Below are 21,292 nucleotides of genomic sequence, written 5' to 3' on the forward strand. Positions count from 1 at the left end.
GAGGTGTGAGAGAGGCGGTAGGTCGTGACACCACCCACCAAATCAAGCAACCACGCCCGAAGAGGTCTCCCTCCCACCTCAGAACCATAGTTCTGCATTGCACTTCAGGCCCCTCTTCGGTGGTGATGTGACCGGAAGCGGGCTTGAGCGCAGGCCTAGGTTCAGTCCGCGTCTGATGCGTCTCGCTTGCTGGCTCCTCGCCTGCTGCTCTCCATTGCGTTGCTGGTTGCCTGGGGCGTTCCTGCCCATTCGGTTTCACTTTCAGCTCGGACGGATCGTTTGATCGATCGGCTTCAGCCGCTTGGTGTTGTCATTGATCGCCTTGATCGTTGTGGCCCCGGAGCCGAACGAGCTGCTTACAACATGGGCGTAAACCGACTGTGTTTGTCGCAGGGGCTGCGCGATGAGCCATGGCTTCAGTTGGATGTTCTCGCCCATGAGGCCATCCATGTGGTTCAGGACTGTCTGGCTGGTTTGGACACGCCGTCCTCGTCCACCATCAGCTTGATGTTGCAGTCGCAGGGTGGTTTGAGCCGTGTTCAGGTCGACAAGTTTTTTGCCCACCATCTCGACTCGTCCACGGCCGACCATGTGCTGCGGGTGACTCAGTCGCTGGGGCCGCTGCAGCGCCGCCGTGAAGTCGAGGCCTATGCCCTTCAAGGCCACACCGGCATGGTCGAATCCTTGTTGGCCAGGCATTGCTGAAGCCTGTCAATGGCTGACACTTCGGCCTGCAATGTTGACCTGATCACCCTGGCTAATCTTGTTTCATTCGTCGGGTCAATCGGGTGAAGCAACAATGGATGGCGATGCTTTTACTGGCTCCGATGCTGTTGCTGGAGGTGCCGTCGCTCGCGCAATCGTTGTTTGATCGACCCCCAACGCGGGTCATGATTCATAACCCTGAAGCCACAGAAGGATTGCGCAATCGCACCACAATCACTGTTGTGGTTCCTGAGGATGCAGGCAATACTTTGAGATCGATTGTTTTACGTCAGTTGCCCAACATTGATCAGTGGGACTGGGGTCAATCAGAACCTCGGGTTTATTTTGGCGACTACTCACTTCGCGGTAAAGGAGCAACTGGTTTGGCCTCTGCTGTTGTCTCAGATTCCGAAGGGGTTTTGAATATCCAACTCACTCCGGCGGTTCAGCCGGGGCAGACTGTGAATGTTGTGTTCCGTGGTTTTAACCCCGACTCCAGTATTTATCAATGGTCCACGGAACTCTTGGCAGATGGTGAGGATCCCGTCCGTTATGTAGGTCCCACCTTGCGTTCGAATGTTTACGAGCAGGACCCATTTCGCTAGTTGGTACCGCCTAAAGCATGTTGGGGTAAGCGTTGAAAAGACCCCAGATCACAAGTGCGGTGATCGAGGCAAAGATCACGGCGGTCCATGCCGCCAGATCGGCGCTGTTGCTGGATCCCTGCAGAATCTGAAGAAGGCGTGCCATCAGGACGAATTCAAGCCCTTCGGTTCTGGCTCAGGTGGTTGACAAATTCCAGCCTTGTTTGCGACTCCTCATACGCCCAAGAGTTCACTCAGGTTCAAATCGTTGCGCCTCAGTAGCGCGAATGTTGTTCCTGCGTTACCGCGGCAGATCCGCAGCTTTTCATCCAGCACGGTGATGTCGAGCCAGGCTGGAGTGCTCTGCTGAACCTGTCGCATCAGGCTCAACTGTTGCCGGTTCGGCAGACATGGCCCCATCAAGCCTCCCCGGCAAAAGCGCACCTCGACCCTCTTGTTGTCGGCGATTTGCAGCTCGGCTTGCAGATTGATGCCCCCTAATGCTCCGAAGGGGGCGCGAAGCCGCAGCAGATTGCAGCCGCGCCCCTGTTCTGGATCTAGCGCCTGCAGGTTCTCCAGTCCGGCGGTCTGTTTCAGCCATGGTTGTTTGGAACTGCTCCAGCGCAGTTCCCAGACCCCACGCAGCAAGCTTGCTGAGGTTGTGAGGTCGGCGGGATCCTCCTGTTCCACAAGGTTGATCAGCCTCTGCAGGCTTGGATCGCTGGGTTTCTCCTGCAGCAGATGCACCAGTTGGTCGCGGTGATGCCCCACGGAATGGCTTGAACTGCTCCAGCCGTTCTAGTGGTATTCGCCGGGGTGCTGAATCTTGGTGACGCTGACGCCCGACGCGCTCTTGCCGGAGAACCGCAGCAGTTCATCGCCAGAGACTTCATAGCCCAGCTGTTGGGCGATCAGGGCGGCAGCATCGGCACTGACGGCCTGGATCACCTGCTGCTTCAAGGCTGGATCTCGTGCGATGTGAGCAAAAAATTGCCGGAGTTGGTCCGTACTCATGCGGCTGGGTCTGTCGAGCTGATTCTGACCGGTCTGGTCTTGACGCTGGTCTGTTGACTGGTGCGGAGACGAGTTTTGATGGGATGACTCAACTGGCGGTGTCAGGTGCCTCTGGCAAAACCGGATGGCGGGTTGTCGACGAGGCGCTCAAGCGTGGTCAATCGGTCAGAGCCATCGTTCGGCCCGCTTCCGTGCTGCCCCCTGCCCTGGCCCAAGCCGAGCAGGAGGGACGCCTTGATGTGCGTCGGCTTGAGCTGGATACGGCGGAAGCATTGCTCCATGCGCTGCGGGGCTGTTCGGCGTTGGTGATCGCCACCGGTGCTCGCCCTTCGATCAATTTGGCGGGCCCCTTGCAGGTGGATGCCTGGGGGGTGCAGGCGCAGCTGCAGGCCTGCAGCTTCCTGGGTCTGCGGCGTGTTGTGCTGGTGAGTTCCCTTTGTGCCGGCCGTTGGCTGCATCCCCTCAACCTGTTTGGCTTGATCTTGATTTGGAAGCGGGTTGGTGAGCGCTGCCTGGAACGGAGCGGTCTGGCTTGGACCGTGATCCGGCCTGGAGGTCTCAGCGAAGACGACAGCCGCAGCACCACGGAGGGGGTGCTGCTGACGGAGGCGGATCAACAGCAGAGCAACAGCATTCCTCGGCGCCTCGTGGCCCAGGTGTGCCTGGATGCTCTGGAGCAGCCACGTGCCTGTGGTCGCATCCTCGAAATCACCAGCTCGCCTGCCCAGCCTCAGCAGCAACTGGGCCAGTTGTTGGATGAGCTCTGTTGATCCGAGGATTGATTCATTGGATTGCTCTAGACCCACTCCCATGTGTTCGTGGGTCGGCCTGTGCTTGCCAAGAAGCGTTCGCTGTCAGGGCGAATGATGTCAATCGCTTCCTGTTTGAGGCCTTCGCTCCAGGTCGGTGCTGATATCTCTTGTCGCCCCTTGGACCCCGCCAGATTCATGCGTGGCAGTTTGCCCTCCTCCAGCAGCCTGGAGCAATCCGGGGTTGCGCCAATGAAGCTCAGGATGCGTCGCAGGCTGGTTTGAGGATGAGTGCTGAGTTCTTCGGTGGTGATGCTAAGCATCGACTGCTGCGGAAACCAGCGTCGGTAGCGCTGCCATTGCTGGTGGTAAAGCGAGGCCTGCACAATGCGTTGTCTCAGACGAGGCGAGCGGAGGAGTTGATCAAATGACGGGCAGTCATTGATGCGTCCGCGCCAGTGCCGCCAGTGGGATTCAATCCGTCGCAAGGGATGGCGCACCAGGTAGATCAGAGGAATGGGGCCGAGGTGATGGTGGATCAGCTCCGGCGTTCTGGCGTAGGAGCCATAGGACGAGGTGTACATCGTGCTGGCTTCGCCTCGCAGGGGACGCCGCGGATCTGCCGCAAACTGATTCGCGTACCACTCCCAACCCCGCAGGTAGTGCCGGCCGAAGAATTTCGGCTCCATCGACTTGCTGATCTGAATCTGAGGATGCTGTCGCAGCGCCGTGGCCAGGCTTGTTGTGGCCGATTTGGCCGCTCCAATAATGATGAACGTGGGCAACTGAGAGCGGTAGATCGCCGCGATTTGGTCGTGCCGTCCCTTCAGGCTGCGATTGATCTGATGCCTGCAACGCCAGGACTCCAGCCAACCTGTCTTATCAGCGCCCGAAGCCATGGGTCCGGAGCCAGTTCGACAGCTTCAATCCCGTGCTGCGCAAGGGATTGATCGTCGGCAGGGGGGCATTTTGGATCAAGTGATCCACAGACACATCGTTGTAAAAAAGGCGCACATCATCGCCATAAATTCGCATTGTTTTTTCGATCAGAGCATCGCTGGTGAAGTAACTCTGCAGGCTGCCGCGATCACTGCGCCGCACATTTTTCTGAGGTAAAGACTCCATCACATCGATCCCGCGTCGGGCCAGGATGTCGCGCAGTTCAGCCCAGTGTTCGTTGATCTGTTCAACGCGTCCAACAAACTTCGGCACGATCTGATTGCCGATGCAAAGCAATTGGTTCTGGGGCAAAACGTGAACGTCATAGTGCTTGAACGGTGTCTCGATTAAGACATCGAGAAAAGCGTCAAACGACATGCCATGGGTAATTCCCATGTTCTGCATCGGTAGAGGTGGCGTCTCGATTTCGATCACTTTGTTGTTGTAAGCCGCGATCAGTCGGTCGAACGGATTGCGCACGAAGCTGAAGCTGAAATGGCTTCGCCGGTACTTGCGGGCACGGCGCAGGGTGATCAGCTCCGTTTCCTGATTCGTTTCGTGCTGCCAGAACTTGTCTGACGTCGTTTTGGTTCCTTTGGGAGGCCTTTCGCTGAGCAAACGACATAAAGCCGCTTTGATTGAGGAATTTGCCGCCTTTGGAACCCTCCCGTAGAGCAGGTTGTGGCGCTTCATCCGGATGAAGTGATGCGGTTGTGCCATGGATTAACGGCTTTTGGCGAAATTTTTTTCGAGGAATTTGCGAAACAGCTTCCATTCACTGCGGTTGAACAGCGGTCGCGCCTGGATCGCCAGTTCAAGCCCCCGTTCGTTCAGACCCGGATTGGTGGTTTTGGTCAGGTTGACGTTGTCCCTGTTCGCTTCCAGCTGCTGTCTGAGCAGGTCGGCTTGCTCGGGCAAGGCCTGTTTCAGCACATTCCACAAAAAGGTGCTGGGCTCATGCGGATCGATGGCTTGTTCGTAGTTGATGTTCACGAAACTAAGGTCGCGTTTGCTACCAAGCTTTGAGAGGGTCTGCTCCAGGTGGTTGGGGTCGGTATGAGAGAAATCGGCTGTTTGTCGGAACGTTTCGAAGTGGCTGGTTTCGGGCGTGTGTCGCCCTTCCTTGAGCAGCTGGGTATGACAGGAGCGGATAAACGCTTCATGGGTTCTGCTGGCAAACAGAATGGTCCACGTGATCGAACGCTCTTCAAGACTGTCCTCCAACCCGATCATCAAGCGTTTCGTGCGCGATCTGGCATAGCGGTACAAGCCCGTCTCGTACTCCTTGTTGCGAGGTTTTCTGCGTGGTGGCTCCGCAAGGCCGCTGCGCAATGTGCCGAAAATGGCTTCGAACGACAGAACGATGGTGTGGATCGATTCTGGATGCTCACCTGCCAGCTCAAGCAGAGTGGCTCTGGTCTGTGACGTCAGGCTTTTGGACGTTTTGCGATCCCTACGGCCCCATTGCAGGTGACGCCATAACTCGGAGCAACGCTTTTTGAAGGTCTTGGGGCCGAGATACAGCACCCCATGCCCCAGTAGAAGCTCGCGGTTGGTCTGCAGGTTCCGCTGGATGTAGGTGCTGCCGGTTTTGTGCAGCCCGCAATGCAGAACAATTCGGCTCGGTTTGAGCTGAATCACGCGACCTGCCGTTGCGGGCTGGGCTCAACACAGCCTTCCAGGCGTTCGAGTGCAAGCCAGGCGCCCTCGCCGTTGTTCTTGTGGCCCTGCCAGATTTCGGGAATGAAGCTTGCCTTGGGGGCGAGCTGGTCCATCAGGGAAAACAGCTGGACCCAGTCGATTTCACCGTCGTGAATCTGCAGGCCTTCACCATCGACGCCTTTCGCATCGGCCAGGTGCAAGTGAGCGGTGAAAGGAAGGATCGCCTTGAGGAAGGTGCTGAAGGAGGCATTGAGGTGGGTGCAGGCGAGCTTGGAGTGGGACACATCCAGGCAGACGCGCATGCCCGTTTCGATGCAGAACTCACGTATGAAGTCGGTGTCGACAAACAGGTTGTGATATCGCTGCCCACCGAAGTGCCAGGGGAAGGGAGGCATGGTCTGGGGAATGATTTCCACTTCACCAGCTGTGTTGATCTGTTGAAGGCTTTCGATCAGCCGTTGCCGCAGCGGTTCCAATTCAGTGGGCTCGAGATGGTGGTGCTCTGAGAAGCCGCCGATGTTCGTCACCAGAAGGACGGGATCGGGGCAGCGGAACCGGCGGCGCAGGTCACGGGAAATGTCGACCACGCGCTGGAGTTCTTGAATCGAGTGACGCCGATAGTCGTGCTCAGCGCTGCAAAGGTCGAGAGTGTGATCGCCAGCAAAGAGTTCGGGGGCGTGAACCACCAGGCCGAGCTGCTGCTGTGTTGGAAGTACCTGATCGAGGTTGACCTCGAGATCCTTGTAGCTGAGGTGGATTTCAACAAGGTCGAGATTGCTGGTGGCGGCAAAACTCTCAATGTCGTGATACCTGACCGGGACGCCAAATTGATGTTGGAAGCGGTAGGCGCGAGGCGCGGCGGCAGGGCTATTGAGGTCTGAAGGGAAGAAGAATTCCCCGGTGGCTTTGCTCACCGGCAACGTCTTGCCAAGTAGGTCCTCCAGACGGTTGGGCTGCAGCCCTTGCCCCGGGCTCTGGATGCCGACCATGGCCTCGGTGATCTCCGTACCTGCGGGGATGTCGCAGGTGGCGACCAAGCTCTTGGCCAGCACTTCGCGGTTCATCATTTCGCCCTGGCTGATGCTGCGTTCGCCGCTGCTGCCCATCGATTCCTCCACCCGACGAATGCCGTGGATCATCTGGGCGAATTCATCGGGCAGCAGGCTCACCTTGTGGTCGTTGCCTTCCATGGATCGATCGAGGGTGATGTGCTTTTCGATCACCACGGCGCCGAGGGCGGCGGCAGCAATCGGCACTTCGATGCCCCGTTCATGACCGGAGTAGCCGACGGGAGCCTCGGCCAGGTCGCGCAAACGTTCGAGATAGCGCAGGTTGACGTCTTTGAACGGGGTGGGGTAGGTCGAATTGCAGTGGAGCAGCACGTAGCCGGCCCCCTCGTTTTGGAGATGACGGATGCCGGAGCGGATCTCCCCCTCGGAGGCCATGCCGGTGGAGCAGATCAGGGGCTTGCCAGTGGCCGCGAGGCTGGAGAGCAGGGCGTGGTTGGTGAAATCAGCGGAAGCCACCTTGAAGCCTTCCATCCCCCAGCGGTTGAGCTTGTCGAGGCTTGTTTCGTCCCAAGGGGTGCAGAGGGGCACCAAGCCTTTGTTTGCGGCGTGGTCAAAGCAGCGGAACAGCTCATCGTCGCTGAGCTGAAAGCGCTCGAGCAGATCCAGGGTGTACTGGGTGCCCAGATCTGAGGCCATGTCGTTGCTGTTGCCCGCATTGCGGTACAGCCGGCTCATATCCCGCATCTGGAACTTGGCGCAATCCGCCCCCGCTGCATGGGCGGCATCGATGAGTTGGATGGCGGTGTCGAGATCGCCGTTGTGGTTGTTGCCGATTTCGGCGATCAGGAAGCAGGGGGCGTCATCGCCGATGCGGTGGGAGCCGATCTGGAGCCCATCGGTGGCCCGTCGTGCCACGGCCACGATCCGGCCATGGCTGTCGAGCAGCGGCAGCGCGATGATGCGTGAATTCAGCAGGGCGCTTAGATCACTGGCGCTTGTGCCCTCGTCGGCCGAGCGGTAGTTGGCGTTCATCGCGGCGGTGACCGGCCGGTTCAGGTCGATCTCGCCGCAACCGGCAATCCAGCGGCGGAAGTCGCCATCAGTGAGGACGCCCTGGAGGATTCCGCTCTCGGAAACCACAAAGATCAGGCGTGATTGGTTGGCCGTGATCTTGCTGAGCGCCGACAGGATGCTGTCTTCCGCGAAGACAACAAACTGGGTGAAATTTCGCTCAATCAGGATGCCTCTCACCGTTCTGTCGGCCACCTGGGTTGAGTCAGTCGTTGAACCTACTTCAGATCTCTGTAGGAGATCAGCAGTGCGATCTGCCGTAGCAGTGGGTTGGTCTGGCGGACAGCCCAATATCGACTAGCGACGCCGCGGTGGAGCGGTCGCATCAGGGCTGCCTGGCACAGCAGCTCCCGAGCACTGGGCCAGTCGCCAGTAGCGATGGCGGCTTCCGCTCCCAACCGAAGTTGGTTGAAGCTGGACTGGGAATTGCCCGGATAGCCGATCGTGCTGGGGATGGACTGCGGTGGCTGGCCTTTCTGCTCGTGCAGGGCTCGGAGCAGGGCGGTAGGGCTGAATTGCTGCCCGTAGCCCATCCACTCCAGCCAGCGAGGATCTGGGGATGGCCCTTCGGCATCAAGGGCATCCAGGTTGGGGATGGCCTCTAAGGAGCGCCACACGCCGCTGCCGGCATAAACGTGGCCTCCGTAGTCCGGCTGCAGCCCCAGATCGCTGATGGCAATCGTTCGGCAGCCGAAGTCGAGGGCGTCGAAAAACGCAGTCGAGGAGAGGGTGGCCAGCAGCCTGGCTTGCTTTAGCAACAAAGGCAGGGGGCGATAGTCCAGTCGCAGATTGGCGGGAGGTACTCCCAGGGTCTGCTGCAGGGTCGTGCTGATGTGGGTGTCAACGTCATGAAAGGTGGCGTCCCCCGGCGCGATTCGGGGTTTGATCAGCACCTCCCAGTTGGGAGAACGGCTGGCCAGATCGCTGAGCAGACGGACCAGCCGGGCCCGTTCGGGGGGCGATGCGGGCATGATCACCTGTTCGGCAAACACCAGTCGCCGCGGACGCTGGGCGACAGGAATCAGGTCCGGACAAAGGGAGTTCCGCCTTAGACCGGTGAGCACGGTGCGCTGATGGGCAAAAGGGGTTCCCTCCACCAGCTGGGCCAGGGCCTCCTGATCACGCGGTCCGCTGAGGCAGATCAGGTCGTAGCCAAGCCGCCAGCTCACCCCTTCGATGAAGTGGTCCAGCACCACGCCGTTGAAACCACAGAACAGCAAGGGGCGCTGGCGAGCCCGTTGCAACGCAAGACGGATGTCATTGAGCTTGCTGCCCGTCAAGTAGACGCCGATGGCATCAAAGCTCTGCAGACGTTGATCACTCAGCAGCCGAGCCAAGCTTTGATGGCGAAGGTTGACGTGCTGGGCGAGGCGTTGCAACAACGCCTGGGGTGTTCCATCCCGTGGAATCACGTTGATGGTCCAGTGCACGTTCAGCGCGGTTGGAGCACCGCAGAGGGCCTCGCAGGCCAGCAGTTGGCTGTCACTGTCGGCGATCAGCAACACGTCGAGCGTGGACCGGGTCGGTGTCGCTGTCATCTCACGTCCCGGCGGGCAAGTTCGCTCAGGGCTCCGATCAGGCGCTTCGGTCCGTCTTCGATGTCAGCGCCCATGCCATCGAGCCAGGCTTGGTTCGCCATGGGCAGCTCGTTCATGGCATCCAGGTTGGGGATGCTGCGTAGGCGATGCATAGCGCCGCAGCCGAAGAAGCCCGTCGTTTTTTGTTCATCATGGATGCCGTAATCACCCACGATGATTGGGATGCGGCCCCAATCCATCGCCGCCAGGCTCCAGGGAGAGCTCACCGTCAGACAGGCGGTGCAGGATCCCAGCAGCGGCAGCAACTGTCCGGGTGAGGCTTCCACCAGGTTCTCGGCGAGGGGGGCGTCGACTGGCGTCAGCGCTGTCGTCGAGCTCCAGCTGTGGTCGCGTTGCAACATCACGGTCCAGTTCGGCCGTTGCCGCGCCCAGGAGTTGAGTTGGCGCAGCAGTTGATCCCGGGCTCCGATGTGGGTGGGGATCCTCTCCTGGATCAATGCGAGCAGGAGGGGCTGCTGGGCTGGTGCGCAGGGTGCGGTCTGGGGAAACCAGAAGCCCGTGCTGATCACAGGCGGCGCCGGCAGGCTGGCGGGCCAGTTGAACGTGAGTGATTGAAGTTCACGGCGCTGGTGTTCGCCGCTCACCAGCAAAAGATCACAGCCCATGCGCAGCGTGAGATCGCGGATCAGGGCATCGCCCACCAAGGGCACGAGGGGGCCGCTGAACAGCTTTGCCGCGCGCCGACCGCGCGCACTGCAGAGGCCTTGATAGGTCTGGATGAAGTGCTGAACCTGCTCTGGCTTCTCCAGGAACAAGCCAATGGCTGAGACCTGATCCAACAGGGGGTGTGCAGGCAGATGCTGCAGATCGATGTTCAGCTGCTGTGCAGGGGTGGCCAGGGGCTGGTGTCCATGAAGCTTTGGCCCAGCCGTGATGCAGCTCTGACCCTGGTGTTCCAGCGCCTCTGCCATCAGCAAGCAGGCGGAACGCTCCAGCCCTCCGTCGCTGACCAGCAGGAGGGTCATCGTTCCCGCAGCAGTTTCGAGAGCCAGCCGAATCCCACCACGCTGTCCCGCAGGCTGCGCAGCATGCGACGGGTGCGGTGCCGTTTGCGCTGGCTGGAGCGGGCACCACCACTGCTCAGCATCCTTCTGCCCCCGTTGCGCAAGGCGGCCTTCTGCCAGTCACTGCTGCCCCAGCTCAGAGGGCCATGGTTTGAGGTTCCGAGTGGTGCAGCTGGGCTGTTGATCCGGTCGACTAAGGCCGTGATGAAGCGATCCTCACCGTCCCGCTGCAGACCTTGCTGCTCGAGCCACTGAGCGTCATGGGTGACGTCGAAGGGGTTGGCCTTGATCGCAGCGAAGCTGGCGATGGCGCCCGAACTGGCGAAGAAGTGGTTGCCGAGGGTTTCGGTCACGCCCAGATCACCCACAATGCGTGTGCTGATGCCCATCGCCATCGATTCCATGGCGGCCGTCGATGAGACGGTGATGGCGCAACCGCACTGCCGCAGCAGTCGGGTGGCGGGCTTGAAACTTAGGCGAAGATTCGGCTGATCGCGCGTCATCTTGTCGATCACACTCGCCATCTCCCCATGGCGCCGGTGCAGGGTGCTCTCGATGCTCGACGTTCGCGGTTTAAAGATCACGGGATGATCGGGCCAGGCCTCGGCTAGCTCTTTGATTTGCTCACAGAGGAACCGGCGCTGTAGGGGATGCACCGGAATCGAGGGCTGTTCGAAGAACACGATCGATGGGTTGTCCGGGGCTGCCGTGCGTGGTTTTGTATGCCAGAGAATCGGCAAACCCGTCACCACGGCATTTCTGCTGTCGAGGCCGAGGGCCTTGCGCCCTCGGCCATAAAGAGCCAGATCGTCAGCACTGTTGAGGCAGAGCAGGTCGGCGCCCGAGCGATCCATCATCCCTTCGAGGCCGAATCGGAACAGGATCCCTGGGTAAGCGCTGATGAGGCGTGGCCGTTTCTCCTGATCTGCCCAGATGTTTTGCAGTTGCAGCAGAGCATCGCGGCTGCGCTGGCCATCCAGGCCAAGGATCAGGGCATCGACATCCCCTGCCATGGCGCCACAGAGCTGGCGCAGATCGTTCCAGTTGTGTTTTTCAATGCGGATCTTGGGGTCGATCCGGCGAATTTCGAGGCGCTGTCGCCGGGAGAGGGCCCGGTTGTTCAGTTGCAGCAGCAGCAGGTTTGTTTCAGCTCCCTCACGCCGGCAGGCAGCCAGCATGGTCATCGCCAGCTTCCCGAAGGAGTCGAAGCAGGCAACGGCTGTGACCTTGCGGCCGAGGAGGCGCTTGGATTCTGCAGGCGCCATCGACTCCAGCACTTTATCGAGCAAAATTACTCGGCTTTCTGTGCTGCGATGCTGCGGCAGAGAGCTAAATCGTCCGGTGTGTCGATTTCTGGCCCCACCTCCTCCAGTACGACTGGGCTAAACGGCGGGCAGAAGCGGCTTCCGCAGCGCCGGAAGGCCGCGACGCGCATGGCGTAGATCGAGCCAGTTTCCAGAAAAGCCGGTTCCAGGTCCTGGCGGCGTTGGCGGGGTTGCTCAGGGTCATGGTTGATGCCCCGTCCATCGGTTTGCCAGAGGAAGCCATGCCATGGGGTGACGGCGAAGCTGCTGTTGCACCGTTCTGGGTTCAAGGCGGCCAGCACCTCATCGATTTGAGCCCCGGTCGTAAAGGGGGAGGTGCATTGCAGGAAAACCAGCTCGGTTTCCAGAGGCCCTTGCTGTTCCAAGATGTCGAGGGCATGCAGCAGTGCCGACTCCGAACTGGCCGTGTCGCCGGCGATGGCTGTGGGACGCTGAATCACACCGGCGCCTTCGGCTTCGGCGGCTGCAGCAATGCAGTCATCGTCCGTGCTCACCACCACACGCCCTACGCCGTTACTGGCTTGGGCGGCACGGATGCTGCGGCAGACAAGGGGCACACCGCCCACCGTTTGTAGGTTCTTGCCGGGAATGCCCTTCGATCCACCGCGGGCGGGAATTAAGGCAAGCGCGCCACGGGGTACTGCCATCGGTGAGGATTCAGTCCGACCTGTCTTACCCGATGACCAGGCCTGCTGCTCTGCGGCTCGGGGTTCCGGCCCAGGGGATGCTTGCACACCGCACACTGCCGCAGCTCATGGCACCGGACCGTTTGGTGCCGGGCCGCCGCCGTGATGTCGACGTGCTGCTCGCCTGGGGGCGGCGGCCAAGTGCACTGCGGGTACAGCACCTCGCACGCCGTTGGGGGCTACCGGTGTGGCACATCGAGGACGGTCTGCTTCGCTCCGTGGCCAAGGGCCGGGCTCACCCACCGCTTGGTCTGCTGGTGGATGAGGTGGGGGTGCACTTCGATGCAACGGCCCCCAGCCGAATGGAGCAGTTGATCGCGGCGCCGATTACCGCGGCTGAGGCCGATCGTTCCCGCGCACTGCAGAGGCTCTGGCGCGAGCAGCGGCTCAGCAAGGTCAACCCTCCCGTGGAGGCGGAAGCTCCTCAGGAGCCCTATGTGCTGGTGGTGGATCAATCCGCCGGGGATCGATCGATCGCTCTCGGACTGGCCGATGCCAATTGTTTTCAGCGGATGCTTCAGGCCGCCTTGGTCGAACATCCCGACTGCACGGTGGTGCTGAAGGTGCATCCGGATGTGATCTCCGGCCGCGCCCGGGGCCATTTCAATGCCCGGGATCTGGCCCAGCCCCGCGTTCGCTTAAGTGCGGATGGTGGCCATCCCGCGCAGCTGCTCGAGGGGGCTCGGGCGGTGTATGTGGTCACCTCCCAGATGGGATTTGAGGCTTTGCTGTGGGGGCGCCCTGTTCACTGCTTCGGCATGCCCTTCTATGCCGGATGGGGGCTGACCTATGACCGAGGTGAAGCCCCGGCCCGGCGACGCCAGGGAGCGAGCCTGGAGGCCCTGGTGCATGCCGCACTGGTGGGTGCCTGCCGCTGCATCGACCCCCACCGGCATCAGCCCTGCAGCATTGAAACCTTGATGGATGCGATTGGTTTACAGCGGCGTCTGCAGAGGCAACAGCCGCGGCGATGTGTGGCCTTCGGCTTCACGCCCTGGAAACAGCGCAATTTGCGTCGTTTCATGGCGGGCGGTCAGCTGCGGTTTCGCGCTCCATGGCGGCGGATTCCGCAGGGCGTTGATGCTGTGGTGGTCTGGGGCCGCCGCGCCAGGCCGCGGTTGCTCGAGGCCGCTGCGCGTCGGCAGCTGCCTGTGCTGCAGGTGGAAGACGGTTTTCTTCGCTCGGTCGGACTGGGGGCAGATCTGGTGGATCCGGTGTCCTGGGTGGTGGATCACCAGGGGGTCTATTACGACGCCACCCGGCCCAGCGACCTGGAAACACGCCTGGCGACGGGGCAGTGGTCGCCGGTTCAACGCCAGCGGGCCGCGGCGTTGCGTCAGCGGTTGGTGGAGGAGGCGATCACCAAATACAACCTTCAGGCGGATCCTTGGATTCGCCCGCCTGGTCATAGGCGGGTCGTGCTGGTGATCGGTCAGGTGGAAAGCGATGCTTCGATCCGTTTCGGCGCCCCGGGCCTGCGCAGCAACCGCGCCTTGCTGGCGGCGGTGCGGGCGGCGGAACCGAAGGCCTATCTCGTTTACAAGCCGCATCCGGATGTTGTGGCCGGGCTCTGCCGTGCCGGTGCTGGCGAAGAAGATGCCGCTGAGCTATGCGATGTTGTGCTGCCGCAGGGCTCGATTCAGCAGCTGTTCACGCAGATCGATGCTCTGCATGTGCTCACGTCACTGGCGGGGTTTGAGGCATTGCTGCGCGGCCTGGAGGTGCATTGCTGGGGCTTGCCGTTTTATGCCGGCTGGGGACTCACCCACGACCGGGAGCATTGCGGTCGCCGACAGCGGCACTTGTCGCTGGACGAGCTGGTGCATGCCGCCTTGATCGATTACCCCCGCTATGTCAGCCGCGACAGCGGCTGGTTCATTACGCCAGAGCAGGCCATCGACGACCTGGTGGCCTGGCGCGCCGCTCCACCGCAGCGGCGCACGCTTGTGCAGGCCCTGTTCCGCCACTGGGGCCGGCTCCGGCGCCGTTGAGGCGTGCCAGGATTTTGCCCATTCATGGGCGAGATCCACTTTGGGGAGGGGACGGGCGCCAGCTCTAGTGCAGGTGCGGATTGACGGACCGGTTCTGCTTTTGATGGGCCCCATCGGTCTGTTCTTTGCACGCTTCTGCCGCTACCTGCAGGGATGCGGTATTCCGGTCACCAAGGTTGCGTTCCCTCTAAGGGAATTCGGTTTCTCGGCCGATGTCTGTGTGCCATACAGCAAGGGAATGGAATCCTGGCGGCCCTTCCTGCGCCGCCTGATTGAAGAACGCGGAATCCGCCACATTTTTATGTATGGCGACTTCATCATTCCCCACCGGATTGCCATTGAAGAAGCCCGCGCCCTCGGCGTCGAGGCATGGGTGTTTGAGCTTGGCTATCTGCGCCCGAACTACGTGACGCTGGAACGGGATCGGGTCAATGCCCGCTCCAACCTCAATCAGTCAGCGGGCTTCTACCGGAGCCTGCCTCAGTGCGATCAGCTGCCCCAAAACATCGTGCTTGATCCTGGCTGGCGCTGGCGCAAGGCCTGGAAGGCTCCGACATTTATTCAACACGCCTTGACCCGCTACCCGATCATTGAGGGTGAGCACAAGCTCCAGCCTTCACCAGGGTTTCTATGGTGCCAGGTGCGCGGCACCTGGCGTTACTGGCTCTACCGCTGGCAGGAACGGGCGGTGAAGCAGCGGTTGCTGGAACATCTCTCTTTTTTCCTAGCTGTTCTGCAGGTCTCGAGTGATTCGCAGATTCAGATGGGGTCGTCTTATCGCGGCATGCATGACTTCATTGAAGACGTCATCCGCTCCTTCGCCGGCCATGCTCACGCTTCCGACCACTTGGCCTTCAAGCACCATCCTCGGGATCGCGGTTACAACAACTACGCCTCTCTGATCCGACTCCTCGCCAAGCAATACGGCGTCTCGGGCCGGGTCCATTACATCCACGACGGCCCCCTCAGCCGCTACCTGCGGACTTGCCGTGGGGTGATCACCGTGAACAGCACCGTGGGTCTCCAGGCGTTGTTCCATGCGGTGCCCACCAAGACGATGGGGAACACCTTCTACAACCTCGAGGGTCTGACGGACCAGAAACCGCTCGATGCCTTCTGGTGTGATCCCCAGCCCAGCGATCGGGCCCTGTTTTATCGCTTCTACAACCATCTGGTGCTCACCACGCAGGTGAATGGAAATTTCGATGGAGATTTCCCCTTCCGCACCACGTTCCCGATCGGTCCGGAAGCCCGTCAGCTGCCCCCCAGTCCCCGATTGCCGATCCCGAAATCAGGGACTCTGCAAAACCCCTTGCTGGTGCTGGGGCGGCTGGTGGCACGGCTGGCGTGGGCCGCTGTGGGTTTCACGCTTTATGGCTTGCAGCTGCCGTCCATGCTGCTGCAGCGCCCGGACTGGGCAGCAGCCTTGATGACCCTGGCTTCCTCTGTGGCTCTGCGGGCCCTGGGCATTCAGGTGGTGGTGGATGACAGCCAACCCTCGGAACCGGCCGACATCCCCCTGGTACACATCTTCAATCACCGCAGTCCCTGTGATGGCCTTGTGACTCAAGGGGTGCTTCGCTTGCCAGGCTTGACCACCGCGCAGCTGCACCTGCGCTGGGTGCTGCCCGGTTATGCCGCTGCCGCGCGCAACGCAGGTTCAGCTGTTCTGGACCATCGCCAGCCCCAGTCCCGCCTCGCCGGGATGATGAATGCCTCAACCTTGTTGAGGGATCACGGCGAAATCATGATTGCCCCCAACGGCTCGCTTGTGACGCCGATTGAGGAGCGGGTGTCGCCGAGTGCGTTCATGCTTGCCCAGCATTACGGCGGCCGGGTGGTGCCGTGGTTCTTTAGTTATGACGGATTAGAGGGGGCCGTCGGCGCGCGCTACAAACCGCTGCAGCTGTTGCTGGGTCGTTTGACAGCGCCATTGGGCACGATTTACTGCCGCCGTGGGCGGGCGGATGATCTCAAGCTGCCCTCTGACCCTCGCGATCGGGAGGGTTTCAGCGCTGCCGTTCAGCAGTACTACCGGGAGCAGACAGCACAAGGCTGATGTTGTGTCCGCCGAAGCCAAAGGCGTTCTTGAGCATCAGCCGTTCGGCACCTGAGCCAGAAAGCTCGATTGGCCCTTGGCTTGTCACGGCGAGCTCCACTTCAGGGTCGAGAGGATCCGAGTTGATACTGCGGGGCAACGTCCCCTGCCGAAGCGCCTGCAATCCAAGAATTGCCTCGACGGCTCCCGCGGCTCCAAGCAGATGCCCGAGCTGCCCCTTGGGTGCGAAGACCGGGATGTGATCGGCGGCAGAGCCCAGGCTGCGCCTCAGCGCCCTTGCTTCGGCGAGGTCTCCAAGGCTGGTACCGGTGGCATGGGCTTGGACGGCGCAGAGATCGCCAGGTTCCACCCCAGCCCGCCGTAGGGCATCCTCGATCGCCAGGCTGGCCTGGGTTCCCTGGGGCTCAGGAGCCACGATGTGATGGCCGTCGCTGCTGCTGCCGCAGGCGAGTTGCCAACCCAGAGCAGCACCGCACGGGGTGTCCTCCACCCGCATCATTGCCAGCACTCCGGCACCCTCTGAGAGCACAAATCCGTCCCGGTTTTTGCTGTAGGGCCGGGAGGCCTGTTCAGGGGCATCGTTACGGGAGGACAGGGCCCGCATGGCGGAGAAGCCCACGAGCCCCAGTCGGTTCACCGGTGCTTCGGTGCCGCCGGCCAATACGAGATCGGCCCGCCCATCATTGAGCAGCATCTGGGCCAGCATCATGGCCTCGGCTCCCGATGCGCAGGCCGAGACGGGGGTGTGTGCACCACCATGCAGGCCCAGGTCGATTGCGACTTGGCCGGCTGCTGCGTCGGGGATCAGCATTGGCACGGTGAGGGGATTGACCCGGCTCGGTCCTCCGGCGGTCAGCTGGGTGTGCTGTTCATGCATTGTGTGGAGCCCGCCGATGCCGGTGCCCAGCACCACAGCAACGCGCGCTGGATCAATGCCTCCGATGGCTGCGGTGGCCATAGCCCAGGCTTCCCGGGCGGCCAGGAGCCCGAGTTGGGCGCAGCGGTCGGATCGTCGCAGCAATAGGGGCTCAAGGGACCGGGTGGCGGCATCGGGCACGCAGCCCGAAATGCGCACCGGCAGATCGTTGCTCCAGGCTGCTGTTAGGGCACGGATGCCGGAGCGTTCAGCCAAGACGCCATCCCAGGTTGATCCTGCGTCACAGCCCAGGGGTGAGACTGACCCCCAGCCCACTATCGAAACACGCTGGGAGAGCTGTTGCAGCACTGCCACGGTTAGGCGGTTTTGGAGCTGGTGAGATCGATGTCGAGAGATTCCAGATGGCTCTGGATATCACCAACTGTCTTGAATTGCAGAAGCTGCTCCTCTTGGATGCGAATACCGAAGCAGGTGTCGGCCTCGATCAAAATTTCGTAGAACCCTAAGGAGTCGATCCCGATGTCCTCCATCAAGCGCGCATCGCGGGTGATGACAGCTGGATCGGCGCCGGAAATGCGATGCAGGATCTCGACAAGGCGTCCCTCCAGCTGTTGCTTATTGGAGATTCCCTCAGTCAACACCCGCACCCTTTTGATCCAGTAAAAGTACCAGCGTCGCTTCGTTTATCTCTCTCCCCGGTACCAGCTGAATTGCTGGTAGATGGGTTGGTGGTCAACGTCGATGAAAAAGGAGAGGCGGTCTTTCGGCAGGCGAGAGAGGTCGGCGGCCATCAGGATTTCAGTGATCTGATTGAAATCCCTCGCAAGCGACAGGTCACAGACCTTGGCTTCCATCAGGTTGAAGTATTGGCGCAACAGCACAGGCAGCCGGAAGTCGTCGCTGTGTTCTTCTCGGATCGCTACTTCAAGGGCCTGAACATTGCCGATCGGGTGGATGCTGTTATCGGGCTGGATTTCGTTGATCGGGTGACGCGGAGGGGGCAGTACTGGACTGATCCTGCGGTACGGAGGCCGCATCAATGCAGTCAGAAAAGCTGTATTGACGGCATCGCTGTGGGCGAAGTGGTTGTAGGAGACCAATCCATGCAGGATGCTGAACCCCGAGCGAGCCGCGATTAGGAGCCCTCCGCGGAAGAGGGCCATCAGGGAATGCGGTTGGCGTTGAAAGCGGTGGGCCAACGCCACCCGGCCAATTTCCACGTGGTGGGTTTGCCCAGCCAGCATCGCTTTGATGCCGGGGTAGACATGCTCCAAATAGGACTGCTGGCTGCCGGGAAGGTCCTCAGCGGCTGTGAACTGAGGAATGAACTGCAGCCTGGCGGAGCCCGCCAGAGCACTGCTGCCGGCCTCCAGCAGGATTAAGTGGTCGTAGGCCGCGTCACGGCCATCGAGGTCCCGGGTGCTGCCGGAGCCGGAAAGCTGCTGGCGGTAGGTGGATTCCCTCAGGGTGCCGACGGCATCGGCGACGGCCTCAAATTTTGATCCAGGGATCAGATGCAGCTCTAGGCCGTCGAGCCGGAACAGAAGGCTGCTGGTTTGGTTGGTTTCGCTCCAGCCTTGAGGAAGCAGGACGTCATCCTGCGCTGCTGGTCCGGTCTGCGTCATGGGCCATATGCCTGAATCGCATTATGCGGGAAGATTGGCGTCAAATTGGCTGCTGTCTCAGTTCCACCCATGGTTGTGCCCTCAAGGACCGGTCTCTCCGCAGGTGTTGCTGCAGCGGTTGTGCTCATGGCTCCTGTGTCCCTTGGCGGTGGGCTGAAGGCTGAAGAGCGGATCAACTGGCTGAAAACACCGGTGAGGGCCACCACGTCGCTGCAGGCGCCTCCGCCGTTGCCATCCACGCCCAGGTTGCCGCCCCAGACATTCCGCTACCGCCTGGCACCGGGGGACCGGCTGGTGAGCTCCGTGTTCAAGATCGAGGGTTATGAGGCTCAGGTTCAGGTGTTGAGCGACGGCACCATCAACCTGCCGCGGCTTGGCACGGTTGAGGTGTGGGGGTTGACCCTTGAGGAGGCGCGTCAGCGGATCACCGATGGCTACAACCAATTCCTCCGGCGACCTCTGGTCTATCTCGACCTGGTTGAGCAGCGTCCGGTCCGGGTCACGGTGACGGGCGAGGTCCTGCGCTCGGGAGTTTTCACCCTTCCTGTCAATAGTTCGGGATCCCTGGGGACGAGTGGCGAGGTCACCGGAGTCGGCAGCGACGGGGGCGGCTGGCCGACCATGGTGGATGTGATCCAGAAGGCTGGGGGGATTAGCGCCACGGGGGATTTGGCCCGTTTGGAGCTTCTACGCCCTTCCCCCACCCCTGGTGGACCCACCCAGAGCTACGTCTTCGACTACCTCACAGTGCTGAAAGACGGAGGTTTTGCTCCCAATCCGTTGATTTATGACGGCGACAGCATCCGGGTGCACAAGGCGAAATCGCCAGTCAATGTGGATCTGCTTACAACCGCCGCCTCGAATTTCGCCCCCACGGCGATCAATGTGCAGGTCATTGGTGAGGTCTTTTCTCCGGGAGTGGTTGAAATCCGTTCCAATGCTCCGTTGTCCGGTGCGATCCTGGCTTCCGGTGGAGTCACCCGCCGCGGCAGTGTGAAGCGGGTGGACTTGATCCGCATGGATGGCCAGGGCCGCACCACGGTCAAGCAACTGCGTTATGACCCCAATGCTGTGCTCAGCAGTGCCAACAACCCGCCATTGCGCAATGGTGATGTTGTGGTTGTGAACCGCAATACCTTCACCAAGGTCACGGACACGATGACTGATGCCATGTTGCCGCTCGAGCCGATTGTCGATGCGGCTTCGGTCTTCCGGCTTCTCGGCCTGCCGACGGGATTTGGATCATCCTCTCCCAGGCGCTGATTAAATCCCCAGTCGCTTCCAGATCACGCCCAGGTTCTCCTGGTGCAATGCGGTGCTGAAGCAGTCAGCCAGCTCCGCTGCTGAGAGCCGGCTGGTGACATCGCCATCTGCTTCGAGGTTGGCGCGGAAATCACCGCCGGCGGTGTTCCAGGCCGTGTGGGCATTGCGCTGGACGACCTGGTAAGCCTCCTCACGGCTCATGCCGGTGCCCACCAGGGCCAGAAGCACCCGCTGGCTGAACACCACGCCGCCATACACATTCATGTTGCGACGCATGTTCTCTGGGTAGATCCCGAGACCCTTCACGACGCTGGTCATTTCCCGCAGCATGAAGTGCAGGGTGACCGAGCAATCGGGGAGCATCATTCGCTCCGTGGAGCTGTGGCTGATGTCGCGTTCATGCCAGAGGGCCACGTTCTCCAAGGCGGCAATGGTGTAACTCCGCAGCACTCGGGCCAGACCGCTGATGCGCTCGCTGCGGATTGGGTTGCGTTTGTGGGGCATGGCAGAGCTGCCTTTTTGGCCCTTGGCGAAGTTTTCCTCCACTTCCAGCACATCGGTGCGTTGCAGGTTGCGGATCTCGGTGGAGAAGCGCTCCAGGGAGGCGCCCACCAGCGCGAGGGTCTGCACGTAGTCGGCATGGCGATCACGGGAGATCACCTGGGTGCTGGCGGTGTCGGGGGTGAGCCCCAGGATCTCGCAGGCGATCGCTTCCACCTGGGGATCGGTGTTGGCATAGGTGCCCATGGCGCCACTGACCTGGCCAACGGCCACATCCTGCTCAAGCCGTTCCAGGCGGGTGCGGTTGCGCTCGGTTTCCGCCAGCCAGCCGGCCACCTTGAACCCGAAGGTGATCGGCTCACCGTGAATGGCGTGGGAGCGACCGATCATCTCCGTGCTCTTGTGGGCCCTGGCCAGTTCGCGCAGAGCCTCCGCCAATAGATCGAGTTCATCTCGCAGTAGGGCCACAGAGCGTTTCAGTTGCAGGGCCACGCCCGTATCGAGCACGTCGCTGCTGGTCATGCCCACATGGATGTGGCGGCCGGCATCACCAACGTGCTCGTTCACGTTGGTGAGGAAGGCGATCACGTCGTGGCGCACCTCGGCTTCAATCTCGAGGATGCGCTCCA

21 protein-coding genes are annotated in these 21,292 nt (G+C 61.2%); 6 read left to right on the forward strand and 15 right to left on the reverse strand.

Annotated elements, in window-relative coordinates; all coding sequences use genetic code 11:
- The first annotated feature begins 186 nt into the window (after window positions 1-186).
- On the forward strand, window positions 187-705 hold the full coding sequence (locus FZZ88_RS00775) for a hypothetical protein (RefSeq protein ID WP_166017756.1): 519 nt from the start codon (window positions 187-189) through the stop codon (window positions 703-705).
- Between the two features lie 83 nt (window positions 706-788).
- Window positions 789-1,310 carry a DUF2808 domain-containing protein gene (locus FZZ88_RS00780; protein WP_226423720.1) on the forward strand — a complete coding sequence of 174 codons (522 nt, stop codon included), beginning with the start codon at window positions 789-791 and terminating at the stop codon, window positions 1,308-1,310.
- A gap of 10 nt (window positions 1,311-1,320) precedes the next feature.
- Here FZZ88_RS00780 and FZZ88_RS12105 read toward each other — a convergent pair whose 3' ends face one another.
- The 3 genes from FZZ88_RS12105 to FZZ88_RS00790 form a co-directional block, all read right to left on the reverse strand.
- A complete protein-coding gene (locus tag FZZ88_RS12105) occupies window positions 1,321-1,455 on the reverse strand; it encodes a hypothetical protein (RefSeq protein ID WP_255453091.1) in 135 nt (44 codons plus the stop codon).
- A 68-nt stretch (window positions 1,456-1,523) separates the two neighbouring features.
- On the reverse strand, window positions 1,524-2,060 hold the full coding sequence (locus FZZ88_RS00785) for a PAP/fibrillin family protein (protein WP_166017757.1): 537 nt from the start codon (window positions 2,058-2,060) through the stop codon (window positions 1,524-1,526).
- A 27-nt stretch (window positions 2,061-2,087) separates the two neighbouring features.
- Entirely contained in the window at window positions 2,088-2,303 is a 216-nt protein-coding gene (locus FZZ88_RS00790) for a Nif11-like leader peptide family natural product precursor (protein ID WP_166017759.1), read from the reverse strand.
- An 83-nt stretch (window positions 2,304-2,386) separates the two neighbouring features.
- Between FZZ88_RS00790 and FZZ88_RS00795 the strand changes: the two genes are divergently transcribed.
- Window positions 2,387-3,073 (forward strand): SDR family oxidoreductase, encoded by a 687-nt coding sequence (locus FZZ88_RS00795; protein ID WP_166017761.1) that lies wholly within the window; start codon window positions 2,387-2,389, stop codon window positions 3,071-3,073.
- A 26-nt stretch (window positions 3,074-3,099) separates the two neighbouring features.
- Here the strand turns inward: FZZ88_RS00795 and FZZ88_RS00800 are convergent, their stop codons facing one another.
- From FZZ88_RS00800 to FZZ88_RS00835, 8 genes are read right to left on the reverse strand one after another with little or no spacing between them, the layout of a single operon-like run.
- On the reverse strand, window positions 3,100-3,951 hold the full coding sequence (locus FZZ88_RS00800; protein WP_166017763.1) for a sulfotransferase: 852 nt from the start codon (window positions 3,949-3,951) through the stop codon (window positions 3,100-3,102).
- A complete protein-coding gene (locus FZZ88_RS00805; RefSeq protein ID WP_166017765.1) occupies window positions 3,935-4,711 on the reverse strand; it encodes a sulfotransferase family protein in 777 nt (258 codons plus the stop codon). Before FZZ88_RS00805 ends, FZZ88_RS00800 begins: the two co-directional genes overlap by 17 nt.
- A 3-nt stretch (window positions 4,712-4,714) precedes the next feature.
- Window positions 4,715-5,632, reverse strand: coding sequence for a hypothetical protein (locus FZZ88_RS00810; protein ID WP_166017767.1), 918 nt, complete (start codon window positions 5,630-5,632; stop codon window positions 4,715-4,717).
- Entirely contained in the window at window positions 5,629-7,914 is a 2,286-nt protein-coding gene (locus FZZ88_RS00815; RefSeq protein WP_226423734.1) for an N-acetylneuraminate synthase family protein, read from the reverse strand. The genes FZZ88_RS00810 and FZZ88_RS00815 overlap by 4 nt, the downstream gene beginning before the upstream one ends.
- A gap of 38 nt (window positions 7,915-7,952) precedes the next feature.
- A complete protein-coding gene (locus FZZ88_RS00820) occupies window positions 7,953-9,272 on the reverse strand; it encodes a DUF6716 putative glycosyltransferase (protein ID WP_166017769.1) in 1,320 nt (439 codons plus the stop codon).
- Entirely contained in the window at window positions 9,269-10,297 is a 1,029-nt protein-coding gene (locus tag FZZ88_RS00825) for a DUF6716 putative glycosyltransferase (RefSeq protein ID WP_166017771.1), read from the reverse strand. The genes FZZ88_RS00820 and FZZ88_RS00825 overlap by 4 nt, the downstream gene beginning before the upstream one ends.
- Window positions 10,294-11,601, reverse strand: coding sequence for a DUF6716 putative glycosyltransferase (locus FZZ88_RS00830; protein ID WP_166017773.1), 1,308 nt, complete (start codon window positions 11,599-11,601; stop codon window positions 10,294-10,296). Before FZZ88_RS00830 ends, FZZ88_RS00825 begins: the two co-directional genes overlap by 4 nt.
- Window positions 11,602-11,627: 26 nt before the next feature.
- Complete coding sequence (locus FZZ88_RS00835; protein WP_166017775.1) at window positions 11,628-12,308, reverse strand: cytidylyltransferase domain-containing protein; 681 nt, start codon at window positions 12,306-12,308, stop codon at window positions 11,628-11,630.
- Between the two features lie 32 nt (window positions 12,309-12,340).
- On the opposite strand from FZZ88_RS00835, the gene FZZ88_RS00840 reads away from it, so the two are divergent.
- Window positions 12,341-14,338 (forward strand): capsular polysaccharide biosynthesis protein, encoded by a 1,998-nt coding sequence (locus FZZ88_RS00840; RefSeq protein ID WP_166017777.1) that lies wholly within the window; start codon window positions 12,341-12,343, stop codon window positions 14,336-14,338.
- Between the two features lie 67 nt (window positions 14,339-14,405).
- Window positions 14,406-16,397: a capsular biosynthesis protein gene (locus tag FZZ88_RS00845; protein ID WP_226423721.1), complete on the forward strand. Its 1,992-nt coding sequence runs from the start codon at window positions 14,406-14,408 to the stop codon at window positions 16,395-16,397.
- On the opposite strand, the gene FZZ88_RS00850 is transcribed toward FZZ88_RS00845, so the two are convergent.
- The 3 genes from FZZ88_RS00850 to FZZ88_RS00860 are packed head-to-tail and all read right to left on the reverse strand — an operon-like array spanning window position 16,348 to window position 18,899.
- Window positions 16,348-17,628: a beta-ketoacyl-[acyl-carrier-protein] synthase family protein gene (locus FZZ88_RS00850; protein ID WP_370520018.1), complete on the reverse strand. Its 1,281-nt coding sequence runs from the start codon at window positions 17,626-17,628 to the stop codon at window positions 16,348-16,350. The two genes, FZZ88_RS00845 and FZZ88_RS00850, sit on opposite strands and share 50 nt — an antisense overlap.
- A 2-nt stretch (window positions 17,629-17,630) precedes the next feature.
- Window positions 17,631-17,915, reverse strand: a complete 285-nt coding sequence (locus FZZ88_RS00855; RefSeq protein WP_166018078.1) for a phosphopantetheine-binding protein — start codon at window positions 17,913-17,915, stop codon at window positions 17,631-17,633.
- Between the two features lie 42 nt (window positions 17,916-17,957).
- Window positions 17,958-18,899 (reverse strand): GNAT family N-acyltransferase, encoded by a 942-nt coding sequence (locus FZZ88_RS00860; protein ID WP_166017780.1) that lies wholly within the window; start codon window positions 18,897-18,899, stop codon window positions 17,958-17,960.
- A gap of 69 nt (window positions 18,900-18,968) precedes the next feature.
- On the opposite strand from FZZ88_RS00860, the gene FZZ88_RS00865 reads away from it, so the two are divergent.
- The gene (locus tag FZZ88_RS00865) at window positions 18,969-20,162 is read left to right on the forward strand and encodes a polysaccharide biosynthesis/export family protein (protein WP_226423722.1); all 1,194 of its coding nucleotides are present in this window, start codon (window positions 18,969-18,971) and stop codon (window positions 20,160-20,162) included.
- Here the strand turns inward: FZZ88_RS00865 and purB are convergent.
- Window positions 20,163-21,292: adenylosuccinate lyase (purB, locus tag FZZ88_RS00870; RefSeq protein ID WP_230332789.1), on the reverse strand; the 1,130-nt coding region annotated here is incomplete at its 5' end.

The sequence above is a fragment of the Synechococcus sp. PH41509 genome (assembly GCF_020514285.1).
Taxonomy (GTDB): Bacteria; Cyanobacteriota; Cyanobacteriia; order PCC-6307; family Cyanobiaceae; genus Parasynechococcus.

Coding starts and splice junctions, on each gene's coding strand:
- FZZ88_RS00840 (WP_166017777.1), top strand. CDS start 12,341: ATGACCAGGCCTGCTGCTCTGCGGCTCGGGGTTCCGGCCCAGGGGATG.
- FZZ88_RS00860 (WP_166017780.1), bottom strand. CDS start 18,899: ATGACGCAGACCGGACCAGCAGCGCAGGATGACGTCCTGCTTCCTCAA.
- FZZ88_RS00805 (WP_166017765.1), bottom strand. CDS start 4,711: ATGGCACAACCGCATCACTTCATCCGGATGAAGCGCCACAACCTGCTC.
- FZZ88_RS00820 (WP_166017769.1), bottom strand. CDS start 9,272: ATGACAGCGACACCGACCCGGTCCACGCTCGACGTGTTGCTGATCGCC.
- FZZ88_RS00795 (WP_166017761.1), top strand. CDS start 2,387: ATGACTCAACTGGCGGTGTCAGGTGCCTCTGGCAAAACCGGATGGCGG.
- FZZ88_RS12105 (WP_255453091.1), bottom strand. CDS start 1,455: ATGGCACGCCTTCTTCAGATTCTGCAGGGATCCAGCAACAGCGCCGAT.
- FZZ88_RS00865 (WP_226423722.1), top strand. CDS start 18,969: ATGGTTGTGCCCTCAAGGACCGGTCTCTCCGCAGGTGTTGCTGCAGCG.
- FZZ88_RS00800 (WP_166017763.1), bottom strand. CDS start 3,951: ATGGCTTCGGGCGCTGATAAGACAGGTTGGCTGGAGTCCTGGCGTTGC.
- FZZ88_RS00835 (WP_166017775.1), bottom strand. CDS start 12,308: ATGGCAGTACCCCGTGGCGCGCTTGCCTTAATTCCCGCCCGCGGTGGA.
- FZZ88_RS00830 (WP_166017773.1), bottom strand. CDS start 11,601: ATGGCGCCTGCAGAATCCAAGCGCCTCCTCGGCCGCAAGGTCACAGCC.
- FZZ88_RS00825 (WP_166017771.1), bottom strand. CDS start 10,297: ATGACCCTCCTGCTGGTCAGCGACGGAGGGCTGGAGCGTTCCGCCTGC.
- FZZ88_RS00790 (WP_166017759.1), bottom strand. CDS start 2,303: ATGAGTACGGACCAACTCCGGCAATTTTTTGCTCACATCGCACGAGAT.